The 12,617-nt window shown below is 69.6% G+C and carries 13 protein-coding genes and 1 pseudogene; 3 read left to right on the top strand and 11 right to left on the bottom strand.

The annotated features are described in order from the left end of the window. Positions 1 to 384 precede the first annotated feature (384 nt). The 4 genes from ACIQ7D_RS29740 to ACIQ7D_RS29755 form a co-directional block, all read right to left on the bottom strand. A complete protein-coding gene (locus ACIQ7D_RS29740; RefSeq protein ID WP_403943000.1) occupies positions 385 to 657 on the bottom strand; it encodes a tyrosine-type recombinase/integrase in 273 nt (90 codons plus the stop codon). Beyond that, the gene (locus ACIQ7D_RS29745) at positions 654 to 1,619 is read right to left on the bottom strand and encodes an NAD(P)-dependent alcohol dehydrogenase (protein WP_403942778.1); all 966 of its coding nucleotides are present in this window, start codon (positions 1,617 to 1,619) and stop codon (positions 654 to 656) included. Before ACIQ7D_RS29745 ends, ACIQ7D_RS29740 begins: the two co-directional genes overlap by 4 nt. Before the next feature lie 36 nt (positions 1,620 to 1,655). Continuing rightward, entirely contained in the window at positions 1,656 to 2,375 is a 720-nt protein-coding gene (locus ACIQ7D_RS29750) for a nitroreductase (protein WP_403942780.1), read from the bottom strand. 171 nt (positions 2,376 to 2,546) lie between these two features. Further along, a complete protein-coding gene (locus ACIQ7D_RS29755) occupies positions 2,547 to 3,452 on the bottom strand; it encodes an NmrA family NAD(P)-binding protein (protein ID WP_403942783.1) in 906 nt (301 codons plus the stop codon). Positions 3,453 to 3,557: 105 nt separating this feature from the next. On the opposite strand from ACIQ7D_RS29755, the gene ACIQ7D_RS29760 reads away from it, so the two are divergent. Further along, positions 3,558 to 4,115 carry a TetR/AcrR family transcriptional regulator gene (locus ACIQ7D_RS29760; protein ID WP_403942785.1) on the top strand — a complete coding sequence of 186 codons (558 nt, stop codon included), beginning with the start codon at positions 3,558 to 3,560 and terminating at the stop codon, positions 4,113 to 4,115. Positions 4,116 to 4,188: 73 nt separating this feature from the next. Here the strand turns inward: ACIQ7D_RS29760 and ACIQ7D_RS29765 are convergent, their stop codons facing one another. The 4 genes from ACIQ7D_RS29765 to ACIQ7D_RS29780 all read right to left on the bottom strand — a co-directional run bounded on the left by ACIQ7D_RS29765 (position 4,189) and on the right by ACIQ7D_RS29780 (position 7,757). Continuing rightward, positions 4,189 to 5,262 carry a zinc-binding dehydrogenase gene (locus ACIQ7D_RS29765; protein ID WP_403942788.1) on the bottom strand — a complete coding sequence of 358 codons (1,074 nt, stop codon included), beginning with the start codon at positions 5,260 to 5,262 and terminating at the stop codon, positions 4,189 to 4,191. A gap of 50 nt (positions 5,263 to 5,312) precedes the next feature. Beyond that, complete coding sequence (locus ACIQ7D_RS29770; RefSeq protein WP_403942790.1) at positions 5,313 to 6,047, bottom strand: NADPH-dependent F420 reductase; 735 nt, start codon at positions 6,045 to 6,047, stop codon at positions 5,313 to 5,315. A 124-nt stretch (positions 6,048 to 6,171) separates the two neighbouring features. Next, positions 6,172 to 6,768 (bottom strand): TetR/AcrR family transcriptional regulator, encoded by a 597-nt coding sequence (locus ACIQ7D_RS29775; protein WP_403942792.1) that lies wholly within the window; start codon positions 6,766 to 6,768, stop codon positions 6,172 to 6,174. A 242-nt stretch (positions 6,769 to 7,010) separates the two neighbouring features. Next, on the bottom strand, positions 7,011 to 7,757 hold the full coding sequence (locus tag ACIQ7D_RS29780; RefSeq protein ID WP_403942794.1) for an NADPH-dependent F420 reductase: 747 nt from the start codon (positions 7,755 to 7,757) through the stop codon (positions 7,011 to 7,013). Positions 7,758 to 8,599: 842 nt separating this feature from the next. On the opposite strand from ACIQ7D_RS29780, the pseudogene ACIQ7D_RS29785 reads away from it, so the two are divergent. Together ACIQ7D_RS29785 and ACIQ7D_RS29790 are read left to right on the top strand one after the other, a co-directional pair. Then, positions 8,600 to 8,857, top strand: a pseudogene (locus tag ACIQ7D_RS29785) (AMP-binding protein); the annotation flags it as partial. A 32-nt stretch (positions 8,858 to 8,889) separates the two neighbouring features. Further along, complete coding sequence (locus ACIQ7D_RS29790; protein ID WP_403942797.1) at positions 8,890 to 9,597, top strand: AMP-binding protein; 708 nt, start codon at positions 8,890 to 8,892, stop codon at positions 9,595 to 9,597. Between the two features lie 291 nt (positions 9,598 to 9,888). On the opposite strand, the gene ACIQ7D_RS29795 is transcribed toward ACIQ7D_RS29790, so the two are convergent. From ACIQ7D_RS29795 to ACIQ7D_RS29805, 3 genes are all read right to left on the bottom strand, one after another. Then, a complete protein-coding gene (locus ACIQ7D_RS29795; protein WP_403942799.1) occupies positions 9,889 to 11,289 on the bottom strand; it encodes an aldehyde dehydrogenase family protein in 1,401 nt (466 codons plus the stop codon). 131 nt (positions 11,290 to 11,420) lie between these two features. Then, complete coding sequence (locus tag ACIQ7D_RS29800; RefSeq protein ID WP_403942802.1) at positions 11,421 to 11,837, bottom strand: zinc-binding dehydrogenase; 417 nt, start codon at positions 11,835 to 11,837, stop codon at positions 11,421 to 11,423. A gap of 417 nt (positions 11,838 to 12,254) precedes the next feature. After that, the gene (locus tag ACIQ7D_RS29805) at positions 12,255 to 12,512 is read right to left on the bottom strand and encodes an alcohol dehydrogenase catalytic domain-containing protein (protein ID WP_403942804.1); all 258 of its coding nucleotides are present in this window, start codon (positions 12,510 to 12,512) and stop codon (positions 12,255 to 12,257) included. Between the last annotated feature and the right edge of the window lie 105 nt (positions 12,513 to 12,617).

Genomic DNA, 12,617 nt, shown 5'->3' on the forward strand with positions numbered 1-12,617 from the left:
CACCGCCGCACGTCACTGATCCCGAGGTCCCCACCCATGACAAGCACAACGACCACGACGTCACACCGTCACTACAAGCACGGTTGCAGTACTAGTGCCGGTTGGTACCCTTCTTCCGGTGGCGCTGGAGGCGCCAGCCGAGGAAGTCCAGGTTCTCGTCGATGTGCGTGATCTTCGTCTTCTCCGGTGACAGACGCAGGCCCATCGGGGAGAGGACCTCAGCTACCCAGGCACGGATGGCTATCGCATCCTCGCGAGTCCCGGCGACGAGCACGAGAAAGTCGTCCGCTTATGCCGTGTGCCGGGTTATGCCGACTGCGGCGCCGACAGCATGACGACGCTTGCGCCTGCCTCAGAACGGTCGGCATACCCGGAGCCTCCGTCTCAAAGCGTCTGGAGGAACGCCAGCAGGTTGTCCGGAGCGGTGAAACGTCCGGGAGTGCTGCCGACGGGAGCCGTGCGCGCGAGCGCACGTTCTTTGATGCTCATGTCGGCGTGCAGATAGATTTGTGTGGTTTCAGTTGATTCGTGGCCGAGCCAGAGGGCGATCACGGAGACGTCAACTCCCGCGTGGAGGAGCGCCATTGCGGCGCTGTGCCGCAGGGTGTGCGGGGTGTCGCGAACGCAGCGCGCTGCCAGCCCCGGTGCCGGGTTCAGTGGCTGATGACGACTTTTCCGAAGTGGGAGCCGCTCTCCATGTACGCGGCCGCGTCGAGCGCCTCCTTGAAGGGGAAGACGCGGTCGATGACCGGTCGCAGCCGGTGCGCGGTGATGACCCGGTTCATGTCCTCCAGGTCGCTGCGGCTGCCGCCTCCGATCGCGCGCAGCGTGGCTCCGCTGTAGGTGAAGTCCAGCAGGTTCATGCCGGTGGTGTCGTGCGCGACATGGCCGACCAGGGAGATGGTCCCGCGGTAGGCGACCGCCGCGATCGACTGCGCGATGGTTCCCGCTCCGCCGACCTCCACGATCACGTCGGCGCCCTGGCCGTCGGTGAGTTTGCGCGCCTCGGCGCCCCATTCCGAGGTGTCGACGTAGTTGATCACGTCGCCGGCGCCGAGTTCGCGAAGCCGTGCCGCCTTCTTCTCGCTGGAGGTGGTGGCGATCACGCGGGCTCCCGCGGCGCGGGCGAGCTGCAGGGCGAACAGCGAGACGCCGCCCGAGCCTTGAACCAGCACGGTGTCGCCGGGGCCGACCCCGGCCAGCGCCGACCAGGCGGTGACGGCGGCGCAGGGTAGGGTCGCCGCCTCGGTGAAGTCCAGGTGCTCGGGCATGGGCACCAGGCGCTGCTCGTCGATGGCGACGTACTCGGCCAGCCATCCGTCGATGTCGGTGTGGTAGAGCCGGCCGGGCTTGCGCTGCGGTCCGCCGAACCACAGCGGCTGGAAGGAGTTGACCACCCGGTCGCCGACCGCGAACCGGCTCACGCCGGGGCCGACGGCCTCGACGACGCCCGCGGCGTCGGAGATCGGCACCCGGCCGGGCGGCACCGGGTAGCGGCCGTCGAGCATGAACAGGTCGCGGGCGTTGAGGGAGCTGGCGTGCACCCGCACCAGCACCTGGCCGGTGCCGGGCGTCGGTGTCGGCTCCTCGATGAGTTCCTGCCGGCCGGATTCGGACATCCGATACAAGCGCATTGGTATTTCCCTTCTCTGGCGCTACGGCGCGTCGAGGACGTCGGGAGTGTCGTGCAGGGTCACGCTCTGCTCGAGCGGGGCGCGCCGGGTGCGCGCGGTATTGACCGGTGCGGTCTCGTCGGCGTAGCCGAAGGAGATGCCGTACATCAGCTTGAAGTCCTCGGGGACGTCCAGGAACGCGCGGACGGTGTCGGCGAAGAAGCCGAGGTGGGTCTGCGGCACGCCGGCGAATCCGCGGGCGGCCAGGGAGAGCAGGAAGTTCTGCCCGTACATGCCCATGTCGCCGCCGGCCCGCACGTTGTCGCCGAAGGTCGGCATGAACAGGAAGGCCGCGTGCGGCGCCCCGAAGAATTCCAGGCCGAAGCGCGCCGCCTCCGTTCGAGCCTGGCGGTCCTCCCGCTTCAGGCCGGTGTACTGGGCGAGGGTCGCGCCGAAGTCGTGCAGCCGTTCGCGGTAGATGCCCTCGCCGAAGTCGGCGTAGTCGAAGGTGAAGTCGAGAGAGTAGCGGCCCTCCACATCGGCCTTGATGAGCTCCTTGCTCAGGCCATCCCGCGTCGGGCCGGAGACGACGTGCACATTCCACGGCTGGGTGTTGCAGTTCGAGGGGGCGGCCTGGGCGTCTTCCAGGACGGCGCGGATGTCCGACGGCGACAGCGGGGTGGGCTGGAAGCTGCGCACGGAGCGACGGGCCCGAACGGCCTCGGCGAAGGGCAGGGTCATTGCGGCGGTGGCGGTAGGCAAATCGATTCCTTCCAACAGGTGCCCGGTGCCCGTGATGGCGGCCCTGCCTCACGGGACGGGGGCATGGGTGCGGGACGCCGCCGAGGCGTCGGCGGCGCCGGGTGGGTCAGCGGGCAGTGCGGGACAGTCCGCCGGCCTCGCCCCGGGTACGCATGGCGGCGTAAGGCGCCGTCAGGCCGGCGTCAGGTGGGTCTGCGCCCAGTTCTCGAAGGACGTCAGTTGGAGGCCGAGGGCGCGGGCATGCTCGGGGCGGGCGGGGTAGCCCTGCTCGTTGTGCCAGTCGTTCTGCAGGGCGTATTCGGGCGCGCCGGCGGTCATGGCCTCTTCCAGGGTCATGTCGGGTGGGGTGAGCTCGACCTCGTACACGCGTGAGAGGATCTCGGCGATCCGGGTCATCGGCAGGAAGTCGCCGGCGAGCTCCACCTCGACGCCGTTGAGGCGCGCCGGGTCGGCGAAGGCCGCCGCGGCCGCGGCGCCGATGTCGTCCACAGCGACGAGGGGGAGCCAGGTGTCCGGCTTGACCCGCGTCACCAGCCCGCCGCGGACGCCCTTGGGGAACATGATCGACTGCGCTTCGAAAAGCTCCATAAAGCCGGCTGGCTTGAGTACGGTCCAGTGCGTGAATCCCGCCTCACGGACGTACTCCACCGTCGCGGCCTTCATCTCGAAGTAGTACTCCATGGACTTCCAGCGACCCTCCGCCCAGCCCGGAACTGTACGGTGCTGCCCAGCCCCGCTGACGGAGGTGTGCACGAACTGTTCCACGCCCGCGGTGCGGGCGGCGTCGACCAGAGTGCGGCCGCGCGCCCACTCGGAGTCGCCCTCGGGGTCGGCCATGTCGGGGGCCTGCACGGAGAACACACCCCGCACGCCGTTGAGGGCCGGGCCGAGCGAGGCGGGGTCGTCCAGGTCGCCGGCGACCAGGTCGGCGCCGAGCGCCCGGATCGCCGCCGCGCGGTCGGCGCCGGGATCGCGGACGAGCGCGCGGACGGGGATGCCCGCGGCGAGCAGGGCGCGGGCGGTGGCGCCGCCCTGTTGGCCGGTGGCGCCCGTGACGAGGATGGGACCGGGGGGCATGGCAACTCCTCCGACGGCTAAGTGGCGGGTTCCGCCATTTCCATCCGCTACCATAACCACGAATTGGCGGGTGGCGCCACTTCGTGGTTCGGGAGGTGGCACACGATGGCTCAGCGCTCCGACGCCCAGCGCAACCACGCGCGGATCCTCGCCGTCGCCGAGCGGGAGGTCGCCGCGCACGGCGCGGAGGTGCCGCTGGAGCAGATCGCCCGCATCGCCGGGGTCGGGGCCGCCACCGCGCGCCGGCACTTCCCCACTCGGCGCGCCCTGCTGGACGCGGTCTTCGAAGAACGCGTCGAGGCGCTGGTCGCCCGCGCCGGCGAACTGGCCGACGCCGAGGATGCGCGGGCCGCGCTGCTGGACTGGCTCACCGCGCTCACGGAGTACGCCGCCGGCGCGCGGGGCATGGCCGTGGCGCTGATGCGGGACGAGGTCGGCGTGGGCCAGGAGCAGCCGTGCGACCGCGTCACGGACGCCGGTGCGCCGCTGCTGCGGCGGGCCGACGATGTCGGCGCGGTGCCGGCCGGGGTGTCCTCGGCAGACCTGCTCACGCTGGTCACCGGCATCGTCCTGGCGACAGAGCACCACCAGGACCCGGCCGCGTCCGCAGAGCGGCTGCTGGCACTGGCGGTGCGGGGCATCAGCCCGCGGCCGCGGCCGTAGGGCCCGTGCGGCCGCGCCGCAGACCCGTGGGACTCGCGGCGCGACCGGCCCGGTGGACTCGGGCGGGGAGTTATCAGTCTTCGTAGACGGCGATGATGCGGCCGACGACCCCTCCCTTGCGGAGGCGTTCCAGCCCCTCAGGGATGCGGTCCGGTGTGATGCGGTTGATCGGCGGGGTGAGTTCGCCGCCGCGCATGAGCTCGTACAGTTCGGTCAGGTCGTGTTGCGTGCCCGAGAGGGAGCCGAGGATCTGCAGCTGCTTGAAGACAATCGCCTGCGTGTTGAGCGTGGTCTCCAGGCGGCCGAGGCCGACCTGTACCAGGGTTCCGGAGCTGCGAAGCGTCTCCACCGCCTGGGCGGACGTGGCCCCGAACCCCGCGTAGTCCACGATCAGTTCCAAGTCCTTGTCCGCGAACTCGGTGATGGACTCCGCCACGTCGGCCAGCCCGATCTCGGCGGCCAGGTCCCGGGTGGCCGGGTTGAGCTCAGCGGCGTAGACCTCGGCTCCCTTGAGCACGGCGATCCGCGCGCCGATGTAGCCGAGTCCGCCGAGGCCGAGTACGCCGACCCGCATCCCCGGCTTAGCGCCGCCGCGCGTGATCATGGCGTGGTACGAGGTGAGGCCTGCATCGGTGGCCATTGCCCCCATCTCGAAGGAGATCGCCTCCGGCAGTCGTACCAGGTTCACCTCGGTGGCGCGCACCTTGGGCCCGTAGCCGCCGTCCCAGGCGCCGTAGCCGATGGCATCCCCGTCTGACATCGCCGGTGCCAGGCCGACCCGGTCCCCCACCTTCCAGTGGTCCATTCCCGAGCCGACCTCGCTGATCACACCGGCATTCTCGTGCCCGAGCGTCATCGGGAGGCGCGGGAACGACACCATCCACTTCGGGTCGGTCAGCGCGCCGACATCGGAGTGGCACAGGCCGGCGGCCTTGACGTCGACGACGACCTCGCCCGGACCTGCGTGCGGGGCCTCGACCTCCTCCAGGGTCAGCGGCTTATGGGTTCCGTGGAATCGCCACGACTGCATGGGGATCACTTCTTCCTTGTCTTGTCGACGGCGGCGCGGACCTGCCGACGGCGGCCCGCTGCTGATCCGCTGCCTGACAGGTCTCGCACACCGGTCCTTTGGAGCCGGGTTGCGCATCGCCCTGCTCCCGGGCCCGGGCAGGGCCCGGAGGCAAGGCGATCGGGGTGTCACCGGTGGGCGGCGCGGTTCATCTCGACGACGTCCTCCGGGGTGGGATTGGCCCCGAGGGCGGCGAAGCGCTCGGGCATGCTGTCGCGGACGGCCGCGTCCTTGACGCGATCGGCCGCGGCCAGGGCCGCCGGCAACTCGTCCAGGGTCAGCTCGGTGCAGTAGGCGGGGCCCATCGGCTGCTGACGCCAGGAGTCGGCCAGTGCGCCGGCGTCGTAGGCGTCGAATCCGGTGTCATCCACCAGGCGCATGGCCACGCGCTTGGTCTCCTCGGAATCGCCGGCGACCGGGATGGCGATGCGGCCCGGGGTGCCCGCTGGGACACCCTTCGTCCGCTGGGTTTCGGACAGGGCGGCGTTCCACGCCTTGACCACGGGGCGCCCAAGGAGCTCGGAGGTGTACACGCTCTCCACCACACCGTCCTCCACTGCCTCGATCCGCCCGTTGAGGTGTGGGTAGTAGTTGGAGGTGTCCATGACCACCGTCTCGGCGGGGACGGAGGCGAACAGGTCGGCGAGCTGCCCCGCCACTCCGAAGGGGATGGCCAGGATGACGGCGTCCTTGTCCTTGACAGCGTCATCCAGTGCCACGGCGCGGGCGCCGGTCTCCAGCACTTCGGGCGCGACAGCCTCGCGGCCGCGGGCGTCCGCCACCTCGACATCGTGACCGGCTCCGCTGAGCTTGCGAGCGAGGTTGCCACCGATCGCTCCGGCACCGATAACAGAAATTTTCATGATTTGTCCTTTCGGAAGTCGCACCACCCTGGGACGGTGCGTGGTGGTCACTGTGGGATGGGGGCGCCGGACATGGCCCGAACCCCAGAAGCCTCTGGGAGTTCCGGTGATCGCCAGGCGGGGCTTACTCCTGAATGTCCCGCTCGCGGTAGCCGGTGGCGATGAGCTGGCGAACACGGTCCAGTGACTCCGCATCGGCGGCACCGGCACCCTTGAGCCAGGCGACGGAGAGGGCTGCGAGGAAAAGGTCGTACCCCTTCACCGACGCGCGCACGTACCCCGCCCGCTGGGCGGCTCGCACGTACTCCTCGGTAGCGGTGATGACTGTGTCGCAGGGGAGCCTAAGCGGGTTATCCGGATCCTGCGCCTGCGCCGCGGCCATGAGCGGCTCCGGCAGTCCGCTGAACGCGCTGAAGTACTCCTCCAGTGCGCGCAGCCACTGCTCCAGCGCCTCGTCGGCGTCGCCGAGTCGCGCGATCTCCTCCTGACGCGCCACCAGTTCCTCGGAGCGCGTCTGCAGCACGGCCGCCAGCAGCGCTTCCCGGGTGGGGAAGTGCCGGTACAAGGTGCCAGGCCCGACGCCCGCATCTTTGGCCACCGCCTCCAGGGACGTACCGACTCCGAACTTCAGAAAGTGACGCTGTGCCGCTTCCAAGAGGGCGGCACGGTTACGCTGAACGTCCGCACGGGGCTTGCGACCCTGCTGCCCGCTGGGGCTCATGCGCCCTCCCGCCTCTTGGGACACATCAAAACGGAGACTATCTCCGCACTGGTTCCACAGTAAAGCGGAGGCACCATCCGGGTCAAACGGCCCCCTTCATCCTTATCGCCAGCCCGAGGGCTCGGCCGACGATCGCCGTCACGGGTGCAGCGCACGGGCAACGCCGCCTCTCCGAGATGTTCGGCCACGAGCCCCCGGCGTACGACCGTTCGCCGGGGGTGCTTCTGCCTGTTCGGTCAAGGTCACATGAACAGTGCGCGATGCAGACCGACGAGGTATTCCGCGTCCGGGTTCGTACCGTCGGCCCCAAACCGTTCCTGGACCGCGGCTACCGCCAGGTCACGCCGCTTCGGTGATCGCGTGGCGTCGGCCGCTGCCAGCGCACCCGACATCTCCTCACGGGTGAGGTCGGTGCAGTAGGACGGTGTGCCGGGCTGCAGCCGCCAGGACTCCGCGAGCGGCCCCGCATCGAACCCGTCGAACCCCGTGTCCTCGACGAGCGCCATTCCCAGCCTGCGCTCTCGCGGGCTGTCGGCCGCGACGGGAATAGCGATACGGTCCGCGCTGCCCGCCGGCCTATTTCTGTGCGCGAACGAGTCGGAACCAATCGCGTTCCAAGCCTTGACGACCGGTCGGCCCAGCCGTTCGGCAACCCACAGACTCTCGACCAGGCCGACGTCGTCAGTGGTAAGCCGGCTGTCCCGAAGCGGGTAATAGTTGGACGTGTCGATGACAACCGTGTCCGCCGGTACGTCGGCGACCAAGGGCGCGACCTTCGGAATGTTGTCAAAGGGGATGGACAGGATCGCGGCGTCGACGCCGATCAGCGCATCCGCCACCGTGACCGCACGTCCGCCTGATGACAGTATGTCGGGCCCGATTGTCTCCGGACCACGCGAATTGGCCACCTTGACCTCGTGTCCGGCCGCACTCAGCCGTTGGATCAAGGTCTTTCCGATGTGTCCTGTGCCAAGAATGCCGATGTTCATGTCAAACTTCCCTCATAGCGATCTCGGTGACCTGCGGCTGCCCCACGCTTCCGCGCGGCGGAGCAATAGGCTCCGCGGGTACCCGCAGAGCACAGGGGCCTGACCTCCGGAGTACGCAGGATCCAGGCAAAAAAGCGGAGATACCCTCCGAATGAGATTCAGCGTAAAACGGAGGCAGCGTCCGGTCAAGTCGGCGGGTCCGGCGCCGTACCGTCTGTGCGGCGCGAAACTGGACGGCGTCGGCCTCTGGAGTGCCGAAGAGCGCAGCCCCCTCAGGGGCTCCGTCCGGGGAAAGTGCGGATCAGTACGAGTCGCGGCTAACGAGTTGGTGCGTGTTCTGGGTTGAGGGGCATGGCGGCCCGCACCCGGCCTGCCCGGGCCGGGTCGGGGCTGCCAACTCTCACTCATGGCAGCTCGACGGTCGTCCCGTCGCAGCTCCTTGGATGCCCGGGGTGCCCCGAACCCAGCTCACGACGTCGCCGAAAACGCTGAAGCCCCGCCGTGTCGCCGGCACCCTCAGCCACCCCGGGACGAACTCCCACGTCAGTCTGAGCAGGTCCGGCGAGAGCGGCGGCGTGCCCATGGCGCCCGCCGCCTGGATCAGGGTGCGCTGGGTGAACCGGCCGAGAACTGGTGTCAACGCGCTCGTGGCCCGTGCAGGCAGCATCCGCAGCCTCCGGAACCGGTCTCGCGCTGTGCGTGAGGGTTCGCCCACGCCACGAGGCGTCAGCACCTGCTAACAGGACGGGTCCGGCCAGTCTCCCGATGGTTGCGGTCGCGCTCGCGATTCCTCCGGGCGGGAGTTGAAGAGTCCGGCGCGTACCAGGGACTGCGCCGTGCGGATGAGTACCCACGCCCTGCTGCGCGAGGCGAGCCCCGGCGACCGCGTGGCGATCTGGGCACCGAACGTCGTCGAGTGGCCGATCGCCCAGTACGGCGCAGCACTCGCCTGCGTGACGCTCGTGGCCCTCAACCCCGTGCTGCGGCCAAAAGACCTTGCGTACGCCCTCAACCACTCCGGTTCGACCGTTCTGATCCATGCCGAGCGCAACCATGCCTACGACCTGACGGCCGTCGTGGCCGCGGTGCGCGCCGACTGTCCCGGACTGAGGCGGATCGTAAGCCTGTCCGAGTGGGAGTCTGGTTGCACGGCGTGGACGGCTCCCGGCCGCTTCCGCCGGTCGATCCCGACGCGCCGGTCATGCTGCAGTACACCTCGGGCACCACCGGCGTCCCCAAGGGGGTTCTGCTCAGGCACCGTTCGCTGGTCAACGTCGCGAAGCTGACCATGGAGACCGCGCAGACGGAGCCACGCCCGGTGTGTGTGAACCCGCTGCCGATGTTCCGCACCGCCGGCTGCGGGCTCTCCACGCTCGGCCCGCTCTGGCTGGGAGGCTGCGTCGCGATGGTGGAGCGGTTCGAACCGGTGGCAGTGCTCGACCTGATCCGGCGCGAACACGCCACCGTCCTGTTCTACGTGCCCACCATCGTCGGCGCACTGCTGGAGACAGTTCGCGCCTCGGACCGGCCGACGCCCGCTCTGCGCACCGTGATGGGCGGCGCAGACAGTGTGCCGCGGGCGGTGATCGAGGCCGCCGTCGTGGGCGTACCGGACGAGAAATGGGGCGAGACGGTCGGCGTGGCCGTCTGTCTGCGTCAGGCACCGGAGCCCGGCGGCCGGGCACACCTCAAGGCCCACTGCCGCGCGGCCCTGACCCCGTTCAAGGTCCCCCAGCACTGGTTCCACGTCACGGACCTGCCCGTCACACCGTCCGGCAAAGTGCGGCGCTTCAAGCTCCTGGAAGAGACCACCGAAGGCCGTCTGGATCCCTTGCCCTGACCTACCCGCCCGAGACCTGGCAGGTGGGCCGGGCTCTGGGGCGGCATCCCTGAGGAGTGTCTGGGTGCCGACGAGCCGGTGGGCGAACAGACCGAGCAGACCTTCTCGGTCGGCGATCGCCGTACCAGGGTGTCGACGCGGTTCTCCCGACGGAGCGGAGCACTTCATCGCAGTCGAGGCGTGCCACAGCGGCCGGCCTGTTGAACACTGGCGCAGGCTCGGCCGCCCGGCTTCATCGGGGTACTGGTGAGCACGGTGTCCGCGGAACACGTCGGCCCAGTGTTCGTCCCTCTACGCGATGCCGTACGTCTTCAGGTTGGAGAATGCGTCCATGCCGGCGGGGCCCAGTTCGCGGCCTACGCCGGAGCGCTTGGTGCCGCCGAACGAGATCTCTATGGGGGCGCCGAGATAGGTGTTGATGCCGACGGCGCCGGTGTCGAGGAGCCCGGCCACCCGGCGCGCCTCGTCGAGGTCCTCGCCGAAGACGGTGCCGCCGAGGCCGTAGACGGAGCTGTTGGCCAGCTCCACCGCGGCGTCCGCGTCGGGCACGGTGTAGATCACGGCAATCGGGCCGAAGGCCTCCTCGCTGTACAGGCGCATGTCCGGGGTGATGTCGGTGAGCACCGCGGGCTGGAAGAAGGCGCCCGGCCCGTCGATGCGGCCGCCTGGCACGAGGACGGTGGCGCCCTTGTCCACCGCGTCCTGGTACTGCTCCTGGAGGACCTCGGCGGCCCTGCTGCTGGAGAGCGGGCCGACGGTGGTCTCGGGGTCGAACGGGTCGCCGATCTTCTGGCCGGTGAAGGCGGCGGTGAACACCTCGGTGAACTTCTCGACGACGGCCTCGGTCGCGATGAGACGCTTCGGGGAGACGCAGATCTGCCCGCCGATGGCGAGACGGCAGGCGGCCGCGATCGCCGCAGCCTTCTCGACGTCGGCGGAGTCGAGGACGACGAAGGCGTCGGAACCGCCGAGTTCGAGGACCACGGGCTTGACGTGGCGTCCGGCCTGCTCTCCGATGGCCGCGCCGGCCTGGTCGGAGCCGGTGAGGGTGACGGCGCGCACGCGGTCGTCGGCTATGTAGGAGGAGACGTGTGCGCGGGTGAGCAGGGCGGTCTGGTAGACGTCGGCGGGGAAGCCCGCTTCCCGGAAGAGAGAGTCGAAGAACAGGGTGGATCCGGCGGACACCTCGGACGGCTTGACCAGGATGGTGTTGCCGAGCATGAGGTTGGGCGCGGTCGCCCGCATCGACTGGTAGAGCGGGGCGTTCCAGGGCTCGATGCCCACGACCACGCCGATCGGTTCGCGGCGCATGACGGTCTTGCTCACGCCCGGAACCGTCACCTCCTTGTCGGCCAGGAGGTCAGGACCGTGGTCGGCGAAGTAGCGGAAGATGGAGCTGACCAGGGTGGCCTCGTAGCGGGCCTGGCCGATGGGCTTGCCCATCTCCAGGGTGGTGAGCCGGGCGAGCTCGTCGCCGTTGGCATCGACCAGGTCGGCAAAACGGCGGAAGAGGCGGACGCGTTCGTCCACGGGGGTCTGGCGCCAGCCGTCGTAGGCGGCGTGCGCGCGGGCGAGGAGAGCCTCGGCCTCTGTGTCCGTAGCGGTGGCGAACTCCCGCTCGACCTTGTCGTTCGCCGGGTTGACGGTCCGGTACTTCGGGGCCGACGGGGCGGCCACGGTGTTCGTTGTCATGATTGACCCCATTGTCATTGTCTGGTCTGCCGGCTAGCACGAACGAGGGGGTGGAGAGCAGCGGGTCTGCGGGCGCGCACCGCCTCCCGGGTGTGGAGGGCGCGGGAGCCGTGGCACGGGCGTAACACCGGTCAGGAGAGGTTCGTGATGACCACGCGGGCCAGGTTGCCGTCCTTGAGGGACTCGTAGCCTTCGTTGATCTCGTCCAGCCCGATCTCCTTGGACACCGGGTCGTCCAGGTTCATCCGGCCCTGGAGGTAGAACGCGGCGTACATCGGGAGGTCGCGCTTGAGGTTCGACGAGCCCATGCTCACGGCCTGCACGCGATGCTGGTTCAGCACGGCGGGCATGGTGGCCATCTCGACGCCGGCGTCCATGCCGCCGATCCCGACCAGGTAGAGGCCGCCGCCCCTGCCGAGCATCCGCAAGCCCTGCTCGGTGACCGACCGGACGCCGACGAAGTCGAAGACGTGGTCGACGCCACCGCCGATGATCCGGAGCACCTCCTCGACCGGGTCGGTGGACGCCGAATTGATCGTGGGTGGCACCGAAGCGGCGGGCGAGCTCCAGCTTGCTCTCCGCGATGTCGGTGACGATGATCGTCGACGCGCCGGCGATCCTGGCGCCGTTCACCCCGCTGAGGCCGACACCGCCGGCGCCCATGACGACCACGGTGTCACCGGCCTGGACCGCGGCGGTGCTGAGCACCGCGCCGGCGCCGGTCAGCACGCCGCAGCCGAGCAGCGAGGCCTGCGCCCAGGGCATCTCGTCCGGTATGACCGCGAGTTGGTTCTCGTGGATCAGGGCCTGCTGCGCGAAGCCGCCGAGTCCGGTGAACTGGCCCATCGGTTCCCCGTTACGGGTGAGACGAGGCGGCTGCGAGGCGTCCCGCTGGGTCGCCTCCGGGTGGAGGCACTGGTACGTCCTGCCGGACAGGCACTTGGCGCACCGGCCGCAGAACTGGATCAGGCTGGCGGCCACGCGTGGTCCCCGACAGCGATCTCCGTCACGTCGGGGCCGGCCGCGGTGACGACGCCGGCCACCTCGTGTCCGAGCACCGCGGGGAAGGGCTGAAGGTCGAGGAAGGTGGCGACACTGTGATCCGTGAGGCACAGACCGGAAGCCTTGACGTCAATCAGGACCTCACGGCCGACAGGGTCGGCGATGTCGACGTCTTCCAAGTGGAAGCCCTGGCCGAAGCCGTTGACGACGGATGCCTTCATATTGATCAGCCTTCATTCTCACCTGTTCGGTGTGATGTCGGGTGGTGGGCGCGACGCGGCCGCGGACCCCGGGCCTCGGGTGCCGGCCGCGTCGCCGTGGGCGGG

It is taken from the genome of Streptomyces sp. NPDC096310 (assembly GCF_044763125.1).
GTDB lineage: Bacteria > Actinomycetota > Actinomycetes > Streptomycetales > Streptomycetaceae > Streptomyces.

What these genes read in the sequence shown, in the direction of transcription:
- ACIQ7D_RS29775 (WP_403942792.1), bottom strand. Translation starts at nt 6,768, where the DNA reads ATGAGCCCCAGCGGGCAGCAGGGTCGCAAGCCCCGTGCGGACGTTCAG.
- ACIQ7D_RS29760 (WP_403942785.1), top strand. Translation starts at nt 3,558, where the DNA reads ATGGCTCAGCGCTCCGACGCCCAGCGCAACCACGCGCGGATCCTCGCC.
- ACIQ7D_RS29770 (WP_403942790.1), bottom strand. Translation starts at nt 6,047, where the DNA reads ATGAAAATTTCTGTTATCGGTGCCGGAGCGATCGGTGGCAACCTCGCT.
- ACIQ7D_RS29805 (WP_403942804.1), bottom strand. Translation starts at nt 12,512, where the DNA reads ATGAAGGCATCCGTCGTCAACGGCTTCGGCCAGGGCTTCCACTTGGAA.
- ACIQ7D_RS29755 (WP_403942783.1), bottom strand. Translation starts at nt 3,452, where the DNA reads ATGCCCCCCGGTCCCATCCTCGTCACGGGCGCCACCGGCCAACAGGGC.
- ACIQ7D_RS29780 (WP_403942794.1), bottom strand. Translation starts at nt 7,757, where the DNA reads ATGAACATCGGCATTCTTGGCACAGGACACATCGGAAAGACCTTGATC.
- ACIQ7D_RS29765 (WP_403942788.1), bottom strand. Translation starts at nt 5,262, where the DNA reads ATGCGCAACCCGGCTCCAAAGGACCGGTGTGCGAGACCTGTCAGGCAG.
- ACIQ7D_RS29795 (WP_403942799.1), bottom strand. Translation starts at nt 11,289, where the DNA reads ATGACAACGAACACCGTGGCCGCCCCGTCGGCCCCGAAGTACCGGACC.
- ACIQ7D_RS29745 (WP_403942778.1), bottom strand. Translation starts at nt 1,619, where the DNA reads ATGTCCGAATCCGGCCGGCAGGAACTCATCGAGGAGCCGACACCGACG.